17 protein-coding genes are annotated in these 14,636 nt (G+C 54.3%); 4 read left to right on the forward strand and 13 right to left on the reverse strand.

Features of this window, described 5'->3' with window-relative positions; genetic code table 11:
• Positions 1–126: 126 nt before the first annotated feature.
• From NF683_RS08380 to NF683_RS08400, 5 genes are all read right to left on the reverse strand, one after another.
• Positions 127–267, reverse strand: a complete 141-nt coding sequence (locus NF683_RS08380) for a hypothetical protein (protein WP_157698051.1) — start codon at positions 265–267, stop codon at positions 127–129.
• A 173-nt stretch (positions 268–440) separates the two neighbouring features.
• Positions 441–809 carry a DUF1428 domain-containing protein gene (locus tag NF683_RS08385; RefSeq protein WP_089039980.1) on the reverse strand — a complete coding sequence of 123 codons (369 nt, stop codon included), beginning with the start codon at positions 807–809 and terminating at the stop codon, positions 441–443.
• On the reverse strand, positions 806–1,183 hold the full coding sequence (locus NF683_RS08390; protein WP_253921719.1) for a YciI family protein: 378 nt from the start codon (positions 1,181–1,183) through the stop codon (positions 806–808). The genes NF683_RS08385 and NF683_RS08390 overlap by 4 nt, the downstream gene beginning before the upstream one ends.
• Positions 1,180–2,025, reverse strand: a complete 846-nt coding sequence (locus tag NF683_RS08395; protein ID WP_253921720.1) for a YciI family protein — start codon at positions 2,023–2,025, stop codon at positions 1,180–1,182. The genes NF683_RS08390 and NF683_RS08395 overlap by 4 nt, the downstream gene beginning before the upstream one ends.
• Before the next feature lie 141 nt (positions 2,026–2,166).
• Complete coding sequence (locus NF683_RS08400; protein ID WP_253921721.1) at positions 2,167–3,081, reverse strand: LysR family transcriptional regulator; 915 nt, start codon at positions 3,079–3,081, stop codon at positions 2,167–2,169.
• Positions 3,082–3,179: 98 nt separating this feature from the next.
• Between NF683_RS08400 and NF683_RS08405 the strand changes: the two genes are divergently transcribed.
• Positions 3,180–4,232, forward strand: a complete 1,053-nt coding sequence (locus tag NF683_RS08405; protein ID WP_253921722.1) for an aldo/keto reductase — start codon at positions 3,180–3,182, stop codon at positions 4,230–4,232.
• Positions 4,233–4,330: 98 nt separating this feature from the next.
• On the opposite strand, the gene NF683_RS08410 is transcribed toward NF683_RS08405, so the two are convergent.
• The 5 genes from NF683_RS08410 to ugpB all read right to left on the reverse strand — a co-directional run bounded on the left by NF683_RS08410 (position 4,331) and on the right by ugpB (position 9,917).
• On the reverse strand, positions 4,331–5,560 hold the full coding sequence (locus tag NF683_RS08410) for an RNA polymerase sigma factor (protein WP_253921723.1): 1,230 nt from the start codon (positions 5,558–5,560) through the stop codon (positions 4,331–4,333).
• 141 nt (positions 5,561–5,701) lie between these two features.
• Entirely contained in the window at positions 5,702–6,754 is a 1,053-nt protein-coding gene (locus tag NF683_RS08415; RefSeq protein WP_253921724.1) for a sn-glycerol-3-phosphate import ATP-binding protein UgpC, read from the reverse strand.
• Between the two features lies 1 nt (position 6,755).
• Complete coding sequence (gene ugpE, locus NF683_RS08420; RefSeq protein ID WP_125745021.1) at positions 6,756–7,598, reverse strand: sn-glycerol-3-phosphate ABC transporter permease UgpE; 843 nt, start codon at positions 7,596–7,598, stop codon at positions 6,756–6,758.
• Between the two features lie 18 nt (positions 7,599–7,616).
• On the reverse strand, positions 7,617–8,501 hold the full coding sequence (gene ugpA / locus NF683_RS08425; protein WP_253921725.1) for a sn-glycerol-3-phosphate ABC transporter permease UgpA: 885 nt from the start codon (positions 8,499–8,501) through the stop codon (positions 7,617–7,619).
• A gap of 90 nt (positions 8,502–8,591) precedes the next feature.
• A complete protein-coding gene (ugpB, locus tag NF683_RS08430; protein WP_253921726.1) occupies positions 8,592–9,917 on the reverse strand; it encodes a sn-glycerol-3-phosphate ABC transporter substrate-binding protein UgpB in 1,326 nt (441 codons plus the stop codon).
• A 201-nt stretch (positions 9,918–10,118) separates the two neighbouring features.
• Here ugpB and argE point away from each other — a divergent pair, with 201 nt between their 5' ends.
• Positions 10,119–11,288, forward strand: a complete 1,170-nt coding sequence (gene argE, locus NF683_RS08435; RefSeq protein ID WP_253921727.1) for an acetylornithine deacetylase — start codon at positions 10,119–10,121, stop codon at positions 11,286–11,288.
• Between the two features lie 99 nt (positions 11,289–11,387).
• On the opposite strand, the gene NF683_RS08440 is transcribed toward argE, so the two are convergent.
• Positions 11,388–11,699 carry a hypothetical protein gene (locus NF683_RS08440; RefSeq protein WP_030074158.1) on the reverse strand — a complete coding sequence of 104 codons (312 nt, stop codon included), beginning with the start codon at positions 11,697–11,699 and terminating at the stop codon, positions 11,388–11,390.
• Positions 11,700–11,853: 154 nt separating this feature from the next.
• On the opposite strand from NF683_RS08440, the gene NF683_RS08445 reads away from it, so the two are divergent.
• Positions 11,854–12,327: a YchJ family protein gene (locus NF683_RS08445; protein ID WP_253921728.1), complete on the forward strand. Its 474-nt coding sequence runs from the start codon at positions 11,854–11,856 to the stop codon at positions 12,325–12,327.
• On the forward strand, positions 12,320–12,619 hold the full coding sequence (locus NF683_RS08450; RefSeq protein ID WP_253921729.1) for a GIY-YIG nuclease family protein: 300 nt from the start codon (positions 12,320–12,322) through the stop codon (positions 12,617–12,619). The genes NF683_RS08445 and NF683_RS08450 overlap by 8 nt, the downstream gene beginning before the upstream one ends.
• 26 nt (positions 12,620–12,645) lie before the next feature.
• Here NF683_RS08450 and NF683_RS08455 read toward each other — a convergent pair whose 3' ends face one another.
• Positions 12,646–13,050: a universal stress protein gene (locus NF683_RS08455; RefSeq protein ID WP_146942976.1), complete on the reverse strand. Its 405-nt coding sequence runs from the start codon at positions 13,048–13,050 to the stop codon at positions 12,646–12,648.
• An 85-nt stretch (positions 13,051–13,135) separates the two neighbouring features.
• Positions 13,136–14,602: a Na+/H+ antiporter NhaC gene (gene nhaC / locus NF683_RS08460; protein WP_253921730.1), complete on the reverse strand. Its 1,467-nt coding sequence runs from the start codon at positions 14,600–14,602 to the stop codon at positions 13,136–13,138.
• Positions 14,603–14,636 lie beyond the last annotated feature (34 nt).

Genomic DNA, 14,636 nt, shown 5'->3' on the forward strand with positions numbered 1-14,636 from the left:
TAAGTCACTTATTAAGATCGTTTTGCCGATGTGCTAAAAGTACATCGGCTTTTTGCGTTATGCTATCTATGATAATAATTAAGTGGTTTTAGAAAGCGTGCATGAATACGCCTTGGTAAGGCGTGGTTAGTCTAAGAGTTTCTTTGTCGCTGGCGTTTGGCGCTTTTTCTCGCGGCGACGCTGCTTGGCTAATGCGTTGCCGTTAGCCAGTTCCTCTAAGTAGGCGATTTCTTCGTCGCTGAGCGGTTTGCGCGGTTGGTTTGTCATTGATGTCACCACATTGTCAGGCCTTTCTGGCACGCTAACGATGAACGATGACATCAATATGAAAGGAGCCATTAAGATGCGTTTTAGCCGCTATGGGATTGCGCTAGGGGGAGTCACTTACCAAGAGGAAGGGCTTGCGGGCCGTTTCTATTGAGTGAAACGGCCCGGTGTACTCACATCGTCATGATGCTTTCAAAGCCGCCATAAATAAGACGCTGGCCATCAAAGGGCATGGGATTAACGTCCATTTGTAAGCGTGGATCTTCCATGACTTTTGGCATAGCGACATCGCGTACCGCTTTGGAAGGCCACTCTATCCATGAAAAAACAACGCTTTCGTCATCTTTTCGCTTAACCGCCATGGAGAACGAGGTGACCTCGCCTTCGGGAACATCATCTTCCCAGCACTCTACCACTCGCAGTGCGCCGAACTCTTTGAACACTTCTGCGGCGGCGCGGGCGTGCTCAATAAACTCAGATTTATTAGCGGTCGGCACGGCAGCGATGAAGCCATCGACATAGGGTGTGGCGGTAGTGTTCATGCTGTTTTTCCTGCGTTTGCTTTGGGTGGGAGTTCTCGAGCGGGGCGTACTTCAATGCTGCCCAGCCGAGCTGGCGGGATGCGGCTAGCCAACTGCAGTGCCTCATTCAAGTCGCGAGCTTCCAGTAGGTAGAAACCAGCCAGTTGCTCTTTGGTTTCGGCAAAGGGGCCATCGGAGATCAGTGTCTCGCCATCACGCACGCGCACGGTGGTTGCGGTCTCCGTTGGTTGTAACGGCTGCCCGGAAAGGTAGTTGCCGCTGGCGCTCAGGCGCTCGACCCCCGCGATACACTCCTGGTTGAGGTCGTACCACTCCTGTTCGCTCATGGCATTGATGATTTGCTCTTGGTAATACACTAGCGCAACGTACTTCATGGAGCGTCTCCTTCGGTGGCTGAGGGGCAGTTTTCTGACGGAACGTTGACCATCCAGCCGACGCCAAAGCGGTCGGTTACCATGCCGAACCCTGGCGACCAGAAGGTCGCTTCGAACGGCATGACAATCTTTCCACCCTCCGCTAGTTGAGCAAAGGTTCGTGCGGCTTGCTCAATATCCTGATACTCCAATTGAATCTCTACCCCTTGAGGTGGTGTATAGCAGTCAGCCGCCATATCGGCACCCATCAAGCGGCGTCCACGCAGGTTCAGCGAGGCATGGATAACGTGGTCATGAAGGGCAGGCGGTACGTGTTCAGCGGCAGGCGTTTCAGCGTAAGTCAGTAGGCATTCCAACTGGCCACCAGTGACGTCGGCATAAAACTGCATGGCTTCACGGCAAGTGCCGGGAAAGGCAACATGCACGTTCATGGCATCCGGCACACGGGCAAGGTTACGGTGCTGCTCAATGCCGGCACCGGGCTCAAAATCCTCCAGCGAGAAGTAGCGCCGCAGCTCAAGCGTCACGTTGCCATCGGCATCTTGGGCGGGCCACTGCTGAGCCCAATGAATGGCCTCTTCAAGTGTGGGTGCTTCTAGTACGCTGTAGCCGGCAATGCGCTCACTGGGGTGCGAAAAAGGCCCTGGGATAACGGTGGGAGTACCCTTATCGAAGCGGATCAGGCAGCCATCGCTGGTTGGATGTAAGCCATCACCGCCTAAAAATACACCTGCCTCCGTTAAACGCTGGTTATACGCAGCCATGTCGGCAAGCAATTCCTGGGAGGGCATAACGCCATTTTCGGTATTGGTATCGGCACGGCGAATTAGCATGAATTTCATTGAGAGTCTCCTGGATGATCAGAGGGGGTACTCTCACTAGTAGTTTGGGGCGAGCGGAAATCGACATAGGCTAGATATTATTTTTAGTGATCGGACTATTTGGTTGATTTCCTCCTGCCATCGGATGCGGATTAAATGATCTTATTGCGTAGCAACTATCTTCTGACGGCGCGCCGCGACATGATCGAGGAAAGCTCGAAGCTGTGGCGTGACCAGTCGGTTACCCGGGTAGTAAAGGTAGAATCCCGGCTCCCTCGGACACCAGGACCCTAGCACCTCAACGGCATCGCCGGCCGATAGCAAGTCCCACACCTCCGGCTCAAGGAAATAACCAATACCAAGGCCGTCCTTGACCGCACGCAGTCGTGTTGCAACATCGTTAGTACACAGCGGACCGGTCACGGCTACTCGAACGGATCGCCCTTCGCAGCCGAATTCCCACTGGAAGAGATGTCCTCCACTGGGCCAGCGAATATTGATACAGGCATGCTCCTTCAAAGCAGCGGGATGTTCCGGCGTGCCTGCACGAGCCAGATAGACTGGCGATGCCACCGCAATCCAACGTAGTGGATTGCTCATCGGCACTCCTACCATATCTTGTTCCAGGCTCTCCCCGAGTCGCAGCCCGGCATCGCACTCACTAGCCACCACATCTTCCAGACGATCAGAGATGACGATCTCGACTTCAATTCCAGGGTAAGCCTCGGCAAAGCTCGCTAGGTGTGGTGCCAGCGCATAAGCAGCCCCAGTGGATGACGAATTGATCCGCAACCGACCGCCAAGCTCATCCTGTTGCTCCTGTAACTGCGCTTGAGCCGCTGAGATCTCTCTCAGGGCGGGCCAAACCCGCTCATACAACTGTTGCCCCGCCTCAGTTGGTCGTGTGGTGCGGGTAGTCCTGTTCAATAGGCGCTGTCCCAGACGTGCCTCTAGCCTCTGAATCGTCTGGCTGAGTGCTGAAGGCGAAACATTGAGCCATTCCGCCGCTCGCGCGAAATTACCGCGCTCGATGATTGCCACGAAGGCACGCAATTCTGCCACATCACTACTTTTCATTATTTATTACAGCTTCATAGTTCATAAATATATCGATGTATTCTGTCAATTTAAGAACAAATCTACCATTGAGGAAACCAACCGCTGAGGAAAAAACCATGCAGCTCGACCATTACCGCTTACTGGGCCGTTCGGGCCTGAAAATATCTTCTATGGCGCTAGGCACCATGACTTTCGGTACGGAATGGAACTTCGGCGCCGACGAGTCGACTTCCCGCGCTATCTTTGATCGTTACGTCGACCACGGCGGCAACTTTATCGATACGGCGAATTACTATACCGGGGGCACTTCCGAGTCCTTTGTTGGCCGGTTTGCCCAAGGGAAGCGGGACCGCTTGGTCATCGCTACAAAATACACCTTGCCAATGCGCACCAATGACCCTAATTCCGGAGGTAACAGCCGACGGAGCATGGTTCGTGCGGTGGAAGACAGCTTGACCCGACTCGGCAGCGACTATATCGACCTGCTTTATCTGCACGCCTGGGATTTCACTACACCGGTAGAAGAGATTCTGCGCGCCATGGATGATCTGGTGGCGGCGGGAAAGGTCGTTTATCTGGGACTGTCAGATATCCCTGCCTGGCAGGCCTCACGGATGCAGGCTATCGCAGATCTTCGTGGCTGGTCGCCAGTGATTGCGATGCAGCTAGAATACAATCTGATTGAGCGCAGCGTGGAGCGTGACTTGGTTCCAATGTCACGTGAAATGGGGATGGGCATCATACCCTGGTCACCGCTGGCGAGTGGACTTCTGACAGGGAAATACAGTCGTGCCGAACTCGCACCTGAAAACGTGGTCAGCGGCAGCCGTGCCGCCATAGTGAATGAGGCTGGCCCTGTCCCAGAGCGCAGCTTTCGCATCATCGATGAAGTGAAGCGGGTTGCTACGGAACAAAATACATCACCTGCCACCGTGGCTTTAGCGTGGCTGCTCGCCCGTCCTGGTATGGCCGCGCCGCTCATTGGGGCGCGATCGATAAGTCAGCTTGAAGCCAACCTGGATGCACTCGAACTGGAACTGACGGTTGACCAACAGGCGCGGCTCGACGAGGTTAGCGCGGTGCCTCTAGGATTTCCCCATGAGTACCTACGACGCCCTGCGGTCCAGGCAAATATCTATGGCGACATGTCGATCTCTATTCGGGACTAAGTGAGTGCTTGCGGGAGCTACTTCCTGTGACAATACATCTCAGTGTTGGACGGGATAGCCAGGCCCTATCAACCCTGTAATCCCGACGCACGCTGTGTTTATGGAGCTTGCTCAAGTTCGTGTAAACGCTTTAGCAAAAAGCGCTTCTCTGGATCAAGCGTCGCCAGCACAAGTGCCTGCTGATAGGCACTGCGCGCTGCATCATATTGGCCTTGGCGGCGCAGCAAATCCGCTTGTGCTGCATGAAAAAGATGATAGCGGCCCATTTGTGGGTGATGCGCTAACTCATCAAGAAGCTGCAAGCCGGTTGCCAGCGCACCATTCATGGCAATGGCCACTGCGCGATTCAGCGCCAGAATGGGGGAGGTGTTACGGCGGCATAGCGCATTGTAGAGCCTCACGATTCTCTCCCAATCGGTCTGTTCGGTGCTGCTAGCCTGTGAGTGTTCCGCGGCAATTGATGCCTGAAGAGTGTAGTAGCCGGTTGGAGTGAGCATCAGCGCCTGCTCAAGCCATTCGATGCCGCTACGAATGTCCTCTTGGTGCCACAAATCTCTATTTTGTTCGTCCAGGGTGATTAAGTCACCCGCGCTGTCTTGGCGTGCATCGCGACGAGCATCATTAAGCCGCATCAGTGCCATCAATCCAAACACCTCGCCACTGGGTAGCAGCCTTGCTAACGCCTCACCGAGGCGCATGGCTTCCTTCGTTAAACTGACATCAACGACCTGGCTGCCCATGCTGCGTGAGTAGCCTTCGTTGAACACTAAATAGATCACCTGGAGTACATCCGGCAGGCGCTCGGGGAGTGCTTCGCTATCAGGCACCGCGTAGGGGATGCGGGCATCACGAATTTTGCGCTTAGCGCGCACGATGCGTTGCGCCAGCGTAGTGGGTTTCATGAGTAACGCACTCGCCACCTGCTCGGTGGTGAGGCCGCACATTTCCCGTAGGGTTAATGCCACGCGGGCTTCCATGTTCAGGCTTGGATGACAACAGGTGAACAATAGGCGCAGTGCATCGTCTTGGATCGTCGCTGGTTCTAGATCCAGAGTCTCTTCGGCGGGTAACAGCAAATGAGCTCGGCGGCGTGCCGTGCTGCGTTGGCGAATCTGATTAACCCCACAGTGGTAGCCGGTACGAATTAACCAGGCTTGAGGATTGTCGGGTGAACCGTTAATCGGCCATTGCTGAACTGCGGCCACAAACGCGTCCTGCATTGCTTCTTCGGCAAGCTCAAAATCCCCTAGCAAGCGAATCAGAGTCGCCTGTACGCGCCGGGAATGATCGCGGTATAAGCTGTCGAGGTCATTACATTCTGTCTTCATAGACCAGTATTCATCACAGAGATCCATACGCTACCGGCAAAAAAATAGCCGAGCAGCGAGTTATTGTTATTAGCTCAAACGTAGCGCATGAAATCTCCGATGACGTGCTTTTCTAATGCGTATTTTTCTTAAGCAGCGGTGTTAACCATCGGTGCGCTTTCGAGTGGTGCTATTAAAAGGATGAAGAGCATCGCGGGTCACGTAGAAGCGCAATGTTTCACCTTCACGAACGGCTGGCTGGCCCGCGGTGCGAATCACCGTGGGTTGCTCGCTGTCGGCGAGATTAACGTACAGATGGCTTTCCGCGCCTGCCGCCTCAAAGAGCATGAGTGTTGCGTCGATGGCTAGGTGTGGCGCATCGGGTGCGGTGAGGTGCATGTCGTCTGGGCGAATGCCGAGAGTGTCGGTGCCTTCGGGAAGGTGCTCCAGCACGCTGCTGCTTTGAGTACGCAGATAATCCAGCGGCAACATGTTCATTGCCGGGGAGCCAATAAATTCCGCAACGAACATGGTGGCCGGACGGGCGTAGATCTCCATCGGGGTACCTACCTGCTCAATTTGCCCGGCATTTAGCACGACCAAACGGTCGCCCAGGGTCATTGCTTCCAACTGATCGTGGGTGACATACAGGCTGGTGGTTTTTAGGCGACGCTGTAGTTGTTTAATCTCCACTCGCATCTGTACGCGCAGTTTGGCGTCCAGGTTGGAAAGCGGCTCATCGAACAAGAAGGCTGAAGGCTCGCGCACCAGTGCTCGGCCCATCGCTACCCGCTGGCGCTGGCCGCCGGAAAGCTTGCGGGGTTTGCGCTCTAGGAAGTCTTCAATCTCCAGCATCTTGGCCGCTAAGCGCACGCGTTTATCGATGTCATCTTTTTTGAAACCCCGGTTCTTTAATCCATAAGCGAGGTTGTTGTAGACGGTCATGTGCGGATAAAGCGCGTAGTTCTGGAACACCATGGCGATATCGCGCTCGGCGGGCTCTAGCTTATTGACTACCCGGTCGCCGATTTTGAGCGTGCCTTCGGTAATGGTTTCAAGCCCAGCGACCATGCGCAGCAGGGTCGATTTGCCACAACCGGATGGCCCGACGAGTACCACAAACTCGCCATCTTCAATCTGTAAGTCGATGCCTTTGACGGCGTGAACATCGCCGGTATAGGTTTTCTTCAGCCCTTCCAAGGTAATGCTAGCCATCTTATTTCTCCGTCTCGGTCAGGCCTTTCACAAATAGGCGTTGCATAAACAGAATCACCAGTACCGGCGGTAGCGCTGCCATCACCACTGCCGCCATGACGAGTTGCCACTGGGGATTCTCTTCCGAAGTCATGCGCTGGATACCCATCACGATGGTGTAATAGTCAGGGTCGGTGGTGATTAGTAGCGGCCACAGGTATTGGTTCCAGCCGTAGATAAACATGATCACAAACAGTGCGGCGATATTGGTCACTGACAGCGGCATTAAGATGTCTTTAAAAAACTTCAGTGGCCCGGCGCCGTCGACGCGGGCGGCTTCGAGCATTTCTTCGGGAATGGTCATAAAGAACTGGCGGAACAGAAACGTCGCGGTGGCCGAGGCAATTAGCGGAATCGACAGCCCGGCAAAGCTATTAAGCATGTTGAGATCCGCAACGACCTGAAACGTCGGAATAATGCGTACTTCCACCGGCAGCATCAAGGTGACGAAGATCACCCAGAAAAAGAACATCCGAAAGCGGAAACGGAAGTAGACAATGGCAAAGGCGGAAAGCAGCGAAATAGACAGCTTACCTACCGTGATCGCCATGGCCATTATAAAACTGTTCCAGAGCATCAGAGCGGCGGGCGGCGCACCAGCATTAGAGACGCCCGACTGCCACATCCGCGTATAGTTTTCGATCCCGTGACCGCCGGGTAGCAGCGGCAGCGTGCCCTGCAGCAAACCCGACAGGGAGTGGGTAGAGGCAACAATAGCGACATACACCGGAAAAACTACCAGCGCGACACCAGAGATCAAAATAACGTGGGCAATTAGGTTTGCCCAAGGGCGGTTTTCAACCATTAACGTTCTCCCAAAGGCTTAGTAGTTGACTCGGCGCTCAATAAAGCGGAACTGGATCATCGTTAATGCCACCACAATGACCATCAGAATCACTGACTGAGCTGCCGAGGAGCCCAGGTTGAGCCCCACAAATCCGTCGGCATACACTTTGTAAACCAAGATGTTGGTCGACTGGGCCGGGCCGCCCGCGGTGGTGGCATGAATAATCGCGAAGGTATCGAACATGGCGTACACCACGTTAACCACCATCAAGAAGAAGGTGGTTGGCGTCAGCAGCGGGAAAATAATCGTCCAGAAGCGCTTAGTCGGGCTGGCGCCATCAATGGAGGCGGCTTCAATCAGCGATTGCGGGATTGACTGTAAGCCCGCTAGAAAAAAGAGAAAGTTATAGGAGATCTGCTTCCAAGCGGCGGCAAAAATCACCAGCAGCATGGCGTCACTTCCCGAGTTGCGGTGGTTCCACTGATAACCCACCATTTCTAGCATATAGGGAACGATGCCGATGGAAGGGTTGAAGATAAACCACCACAAAACGCCCGCAAGGGCGGGGGCGATGGCGTAGGGCCACACCAGCAGTGTGGTGTAGGTACTACGTGAGCGAATCATCCGGTTGACGGTGCTGGCCAATAATAGAGCCACCGTCATTGACAGGAGTGTGGTACCGACGGCAAACACCACTGTCACGGAGAGCGAGTTGAGGTAAGCGCCATCGCGAAACAGGCGAGCGAAGTTTTCCAAGCCCACAAACGTCGAGCGCAGCCCAAAGGCGTCTTCGCGCAATAGCGACTGATACAACGCTTGGCCAGCAGGCCAGATAAAGAAAATCAGCGTCACAATCACCTGGGGCGCCAGCAGCGCGTAGGGCAAAAAGCGACCAGGGTAGGTCATGCGTTTAGTTTGCATGGGCAGCTCTGCAAATGGTTAGTAAATATAAGCATCGACAAACGAAATCGCCGCCTACCCAGTGGGGTAAGCGGCGAAGTGAGAGCTTATTTACTGGTTGGCAGCTTCAAAGTCACGGAGTAAATCATTGCCACGTGCCACTGCGTCGTCAGCTGCTTCCTGGCCCGATTTGCCACCGGTCATCACCGCTTCCATCTCTTCGGAGATAATGTCGCGGATCTGTACAAAGTTACCAAACCGCAGGCCTTTCGAGTTCTCGGTCGGTTCGTTTAGCGTCATCTGCTTCAGCGAAATATCGGCGCCTGGATTCTCATCGTAGTAGCCCTGCTCTTTGCTCAAGTCCCATGCCGCTTGAGTGATGGGCAGGTAACCGGTTTGCTGGTGCCACTCGGCTTGTACCTCAGGCTGTGAGAGGTACTCAAAGAAGGCGGCAACGGCTTCATACTCGTCATCGGTGTGGCCTTGTAGTGCCCACAGGGTGGCACCGCCAATGATGGAGTTCTGTGGCGCGCCATCTACGTCGTCATAGTAGGGCTGCATACCGAAACCGACTTCAAAGTCAGAGTTAGCAGCGACATCCGCACGGGAAGCAGAAGAGCCGAAGAAAATCGCGCAGTCCTGGGAGTAGAACAGCGGCTCTGAGTCAGGGCCAGAACCGGGGCCGCCCCACTTAAAGACACCCTCTTCCTGCCAGTTATGGAGGTTATCCCAATGGCGGGCGACCAGCTCATTGTTGAAGGTAAGCTCGGTTTCCATGCCGCCAAAGCCGTTTTCCAGCGTACCAAGCGGCACATTATGCCAAGCGGAGAAGTTTTCCAGCATTACCCAGCTAGGCCAGGAAGTGGTAAAGCCACAGCTGGCCGCCCCAGAATCGACGATTTGGCGCGAAAAATCGGCCACTTCAGACCAGGTTTGTGGCGCCTGCTCGGGGTCTAGACCCGCTTCCTCAAACATGTCGCGGTTGTAGTACATAATCGGCGTAGAAGAGTTGAACGGGAACGACAGCATGTTGCCGTTGGTGTCGGTGTAGTAACCGACTACCGCTGGCAGGAAGGCTTCGCGATCAAACGCGCGGCCATGCTCTTCCATCAACTCGTACACGGGGTAGATGGCACCTTTGGCGTTCATCATGGTGCCAGTGCCGACTTCGAATACCTGCAGAATATGCGGCTGCTCGCCCGCACGGAACGCTGCAATGGCGCCGGTCATCGTTTCGGTATAATTGCCGCGGTAGCTGGGTGTGACGTGGTAGTCGTCCTGAGAAGCGTTAAACTCCTCCGTCATTTCTTCAAGGATTTCACCAAGCTGGCCTCCCATGGCGTGCCACCAGGTCACTTCGGTCGCAGAATGGGCAGAAAGGCTAAACGTGGCCGTAGCCACCCCTAGGGCAAGCGCGTGCAATGTGAAACGAGACATAACGGCTCCTTGTGGGTCGTTCGCAGTACGTTTATTAAGTTTTTGGGTGCACTGAACAGTAGAAAGTGTAGATGACGTTTTCATGAATGCACGATGAACTCGACGTGACAGTCAACGTTTGGCTGTGCGTCGGCCTGCTTAGTAGGCAAAGGAGAGAGGCGGTGATAGGGTGATATGAAGAGCCTAACTGACGAGAGCAGTATGACTGATGCGACCACATTACTGGCTAAGCTAGTATCGTTCGATACCACTTCCAGTGAATCTAATTTGGCCCTAATTGAATTCGTTGAGCACTATCTAGCTGATTATGGTGTGGCTTCAGAGCGGGTGATGAGCCCGTGTGGCAGCAAAGCCAACCTGATTGCCCGCATAGGCCCTGACGCCCCTGGCGGAGTGATGCTCTCTGGGCATACCGACGTCGTACCGGTGGCTGGTCAGCCATGGTCGAGTGATCCGTTTACTCTGCGTGATGGTGGCGATGAGCGTCTGTATGGGCGTGGTACCTGTGATATGAAAGGCTTTATTGCCTGTGCGTTAGCCATGGTGCCTACCTGGGTCAATGCGCCGCTGAAACAGCCCATCTATTTCGGATTTTCTTACGACGAAGAAATTGGCTGTGTGGGCGCGCCGAGTCTTATTAAACGCTTTTACGAGCACTACTCCACTACCGCCCACGTCATTGTTGGTGAGCCTACCAGCATGCAGCCTGTGGTCGCGCAAAAAGGCGCAACGAATCTGCGCACCACCGTGATTGGCCAGGAGGCCCACAGTAGCCAAGTGAATCAAGGCACGTCAGCTATCCATGTTGCGGCAAGGCTCGTCACGTTCATTGAAGACACCATGGCGGCATTGGTGGAAGAGGGCCGCGTCGATGAGGCCTTTAATGTGCCTCATACCAGCCTGCACGTTGGTAAAATAAAAGGCGGTACTGCGATCAACATTATGGCGCGGGAGTGTCAGTTTGAGTGGGAAATTCGCCATCTGCCCACGGACACCTTCGACGAAATATACGCGCGCTTTGATGCCTATTGCGCCCAGCTAAGCGCTGAGCTGCAGGCTAAAGGCAAGCACGTTGAAATCACCACCGAGCCGTTAAACGTGACAGTGCCGGGCTTGGCCGACCGCGAGAACGAACAAGTGCTTCGCTTAGCCAAAGACCATCTGCCACACGCCTGCTGTAATCATGCGGTCGCTTATGCCACCGAGGCCGGGCAGTTCCAAGGCCAGGGCTTGCAGACAATCATTCTTGGCCCTGGCAGCATCGCCCAGGCGCATCAGCCCGATGAGTATATTGAGACGGCGCAGTTGCATGAGTGTACGGCGTTTATGCAGCGATTAGGGCAGGCGCTAGAAACACCCCATCTGGGATGATGGTTGCTAATTAGCCCGCAGTATAAATAGCGCACAATAAAAAACACCCGCCAATATTAAATAGACGGGTGTTTTCTTGAGACGCTTACGGACTGGCTATTAGTGCTGATGCTGCTCTTCGTAAAGCTCTGCTTTCGCATGGCGCATCACATCTTCGCAGGCCTGTTGGCGGGCAAGTTGGGTCAGCAGCCGCTGAGTCACCTCAAACCCTTTTCCCAAACAGGTATCAACTTCGTCTCGGCTAACGTGCGGGGAGACGTTGTAGTCGATTTTTACCGTACGGCCACCGCCTTCTAGTCGATCGGCGATTTGTCTAAGCCGCCAGGCGATTCGCTCTTTCCAGGTTGCTGATTCTACCGCGCCTTCGTTTACGCTAAACGTGCACTGCCATTCGGGTTTGTAAACCTTCATAGGAGAACCTCCACTGGGTTTGGAAAGAATGCTTGGTCGTGTGTCGTACTCCGTCTGTCTGATGATGTAGCTCTGGTACTATATCTAACTCTGTGCCAATACCGAAACAAAACGTATACCAAATCTATAAACCAAAGAATACAGAGCTTTCAATATGACGCTTTCAACGCCAGTCTCAACGTCAGCCAACTGCCCGTGCGGCAGTGGTGCTGCATTTACGGCGTGTTGCCAGCCATATCACCAAGGTGCAGCAGCACCTACGCCGGAAGCGCTAATGCGCTCACGTTACACGGCATTTGCGTTGAACAGCCGTGATTACCTACTCGCCACTTGGCACGCATCAACGCGGCCAACGCAGCTACCGCCCGACCCGGACACCCAATGGAAAGCGCTCACGATTGTGGCGGCGCCGCCAGCAAAAGAGGCTCAGGGCTCAGTCCATTTTTTAGCCTATTTCCGTGAACAAAACCGCTGGCATGTGCTGGAAGAAAACTCACGGTTTGTGTTTGAAGATGGGCGCTGGTGGTATGTGGATGGCGTGCCGACCATTGAGCGCCTCAAACCGCGGCGAAACGAGCGCTGTCTATGTGGTAGTGGTCGAAAAATAAAGAGTTGTTGCGGTGAGTAGTATCAATACCGATACCCAATGGTTCCTCTACTTACTTGAGTGCAAACGCGGCACCTATGTGGGGATTACCAATAACCTAGCGAAGCGTTACCAAGCACACTGCGACGGTAAAGGCGCTCGCTATACCCGAGCGAATCCACCGATAGCACTGCTCGGCGCGCAACCGTTCGCAGATCGCGCCGCAGCCAGCCGCGCTGAATATGCGCTGAAGCGCCAAACGCCAAGCCGAAAACGTCAATGGGCCACTCAGTGGCCGGTTAACGATTTTTCCGGCTCGGCGTTGGATAGGTAACTTGCGCCGCTGATCGAATAGCCGGTCTACCGAACCACCGTCACCGTGCACGCTGCCTGGCGTACAACATTGAGGGCGGTGGAGCCCATAAAGTGGTCGGGGAAGCCGGGGCGATTCGAGGAAATAATGATGCAATCGACGCCGTTGCGTTTGGCAAACTTGACCACCTGATGGGCGGCATTGCCTTCCACAATATGAATTTCGTAGTGCTCGTCGCCAATTTTCTTACGAATACCGTCCTTAATGCGTTGCGCGGTGGTTTCGCGGTAATCACTGGGCAGTGATGGTGCGATATAAGGGGGAATACGCTCCATTACCGAAATGATTTGTATGGTGCTGTCGTTGTCTGCCAGCTTACGCGCCACTTCGATTTTTTGCAGGATATTGGAGTTATTGTCTGCCGCCGTTGTGATTAGAATATTTTTATACATGAGAGGTGCCCTCAGGTTGATAGGCAGTGGTGCGAGGCGACAACTCGGCCGCCCCTGGCCACGTGTTGGTCTGATAGGTGGCGATCTACTTCGCTAGCTCGGCTTGCGGCAGACTTTCGGTGTATGGCTGGTTATAGGTGTTGACGTCGTTACGCTCGCCTTCACGCCAAATGCAGATATTGAACAGGCCGTACACAATGGCAATCACGGGAGTGATAATGGCGAGGAAGGTCCAGCCCATGTAATCCCACGCGGAGACGTCCAGCACGCCCATGTAGTAAGCACCGCCTAGCCCCCAAGGAACTAGCGGCGAAGTAACCGTGGCCGAGTCCTCACAGGTACGCGAACATACCGATGGCAGAATTTTGAGTTTGCGGTAGGCGGGTACGAACATGCGGCCCGGAATAATAATGGCAATATACTGGCTGGCCGAGAACAGGTTGGTGGCCAATGACGAGAGCACATGGGTAACGATTAGCCCGCGTGAATTACTGACCAGTTTGCCCATCTTTTCCAAGAGCACTTCGAGCATACGGGTCTTCTCCAGCAGGCCACCCAGGCTAAGCCCGATAAAGCCCAGCGAGATCGTCCACATCATGCCTTGCAGGCCACCACGGCTAAGTAGGCTATCGACGGCTTCAACACCGGTTTCCGAGACATAGCCGTAGTTCATGTAATTCATCATGCTGCCCAGCCCGACACCTTGAGTAGCGACGGCAAGTCCCGCCCCTAATAGGCTGCCAATGACCATGACTGCCAGGGCATTAATGCGCTGATAGGCCAAAACAACCACCACTAATGGGGGCAGGAAGGCGAGCAGACCCACTGAGAAATTATCGCTAATGCCCGCTAGCAGTTCAGCGGTGCGGGAAATATCAGCTCCTTCGCCGTCAAACTGCATGCCGATAAAGAAGAACAGAATAATGGTAATGATTAGTGCCGGGCCGGTGGTGTAGAACATCGAACGGATGTGGTCGAACAGGTTGGCCTCGGCAACCCCGGCAGCGAGGTTGGTGGAGTCTGATACCGGTGAAATCTTGTCACCGAAGATAGCACCGGAAATAACTGCGCCCGCGGTCATCGCCGGAGAAATATCCAGACCGCTGCCGATGCCGATAAAGGCTACGCCGAAGGTGGCGGCGGTGGTCCATGAGCTGCCGGTGACCAGTGATGCAACGGCACACACGATGACAGCCGTGACCAGGAAATAGGAGGGGTTGATCAGTTGAAGGCCATAATAGATCAGCGAGGGAATTGTGCCGGAGGCAATCCAACTGGCGACTAACACGCCGACCATCATTAAGATCAGCATCGGCAGCATGGCGATTTCGCAACCATATAGAATGCCTTTCTGAACATCCTGCCAGCTGAAGCCGGAATACAGCGCGATGATGGCGCAGACCACAATGGCAAAGATCAGCGAAATATGGGTGACCCAGTCTTCACCCAGTAAAAAGATCTGCGCAAACATCATGAAGCATAAGAAACCGATGCCAATGATGGCGCCCCAAAACGAGGGTCGTTTGTTTTCGTCGTTCGTTGTTGTTGACATTATTATTCTCCTTATAAGGAGTTAGTGTTGTTTG

Origin of the sequence: Halomonas sp. MS1 (assembly GCF_024182575.1) — a bacterium.
Classification (GTDB): Bacteria; Pseudomonadota; Gammaproteobacteria; order Pseudomonadales; family Halomonadaceae; genus Vreelandella.

Excerpts from the sequence above, each read along its gene's own strand:
- NF683_RS08415 (WP_253921724.1), bottom strand. The coding sequence starts at position 6,754 with ATGGCTAGCATTACCTTGGAAGGGCTGAAGAAAACCTATACCGGCGAT.
- NF683_RS08405 (WP_253921722.1), top strand. The coding sequence starts at position 3,180 with ATGCAGCTCGACCATTACCGCTTACTGGGCCGTTCGGGCCTGAAAATA.
- ugpB (WP_253921726.1), bottom strand. The coding sequence starts at position 9,917 with ATGTCTCGTTTCACATTGCACGCGCTTGCCCTAGGGGTGGCTACGGCC.
- nhaC (WP_253921730.1), bottom strand. The coding sequence starts at position 14,602 with ATGTCAACAACAACGAACGACGAAAACAAACGACCCTCGTTTTGGGGC.
- NF683_RS08395 (WP_253921720.1), bottom strand. The coding sequence starts at position 2,025 with ATGAAATTCATGCTAATTCGCCGTGCCGATACCAATACCGAAAATGGC.
- NF683_RS08440 (WP_030074158.1), bottom strand. The coding sequence starts at position 11,699 with ATGAAGGTTTACAAACCCGAATGGCAGTGCACGTTTAGCGTAAACGAA.
- NF683_RS08445 (WP_253921728.1), top strand. The coding sequence starts at position 11,854 with ATGACGCTTTCAACGCCAGTCTCAACGTCAGCCAACTGCCCGTGCGGC.
- NF683_RS08455 (WP_146942976.1), bottom strand. The coding sequence starts at position 13,050 with ATGTATAAAAATATTCTAATCACAACGGCGGCAGACAATAACTCCAAT.
- NF683_RS08380 (WP_157698051.1), bottom strand. The coding sequence starts at position 267 with ATGACAAACCAACCGCGCAAACCGCTCAGCGACGAAGAAATCGCCTAC.
- NF683_RS08390 (WP_253921719.1), bottom strand. The coding sequence starts at position 1,183 with ATGAAGTACGTTGCGCTAGTGTATTACCAAGAGCAAATCATCAATGCC.
- argE (WP_253921727.1), top strand. The coding sequence starts at position 10,119 with ATGACTGATGCGACCACATTACTGGCTAAGCTAGTATCGTTCGATACC.
- NF683_RS08400 (WP_253921721.1), bottom strand. The coding sequence starts at position 3,081 with ATGAAAAGTAGTGATGTGGCAGAATTGCGTGCCTTCGTGGCAATCATC.
- ugpA (WP_253921725.1), bottom strand. The coding sequence starts at position 8,501 with ATGCAAACTAAACGCATGACCTACCCTGGTCGCTTTTTGCCCTACGCG.
- ugpE (WP_125745021.1), bottom strand. The coding sequence starts at position 7,598 with ATGGTTGAAAACCGCCCTTGGGCAAACCTAATTGCCCACGTTATTTTG.
- NF683_RS08385 (WP_089039980.1), bottom strand. The coding sequence starts at position 809 with ATGAACACTACCGCCACACCCTATGTCGATGGCTTCATCGCTGCCGTG.
- NF683_RS08410 (WP_253921723.1), bottom strand. The coding sequence starts at position 5,560 with ATGAAGACAGAATGTAATGACCTCGACAGCTTATACCGCGATCATTCC.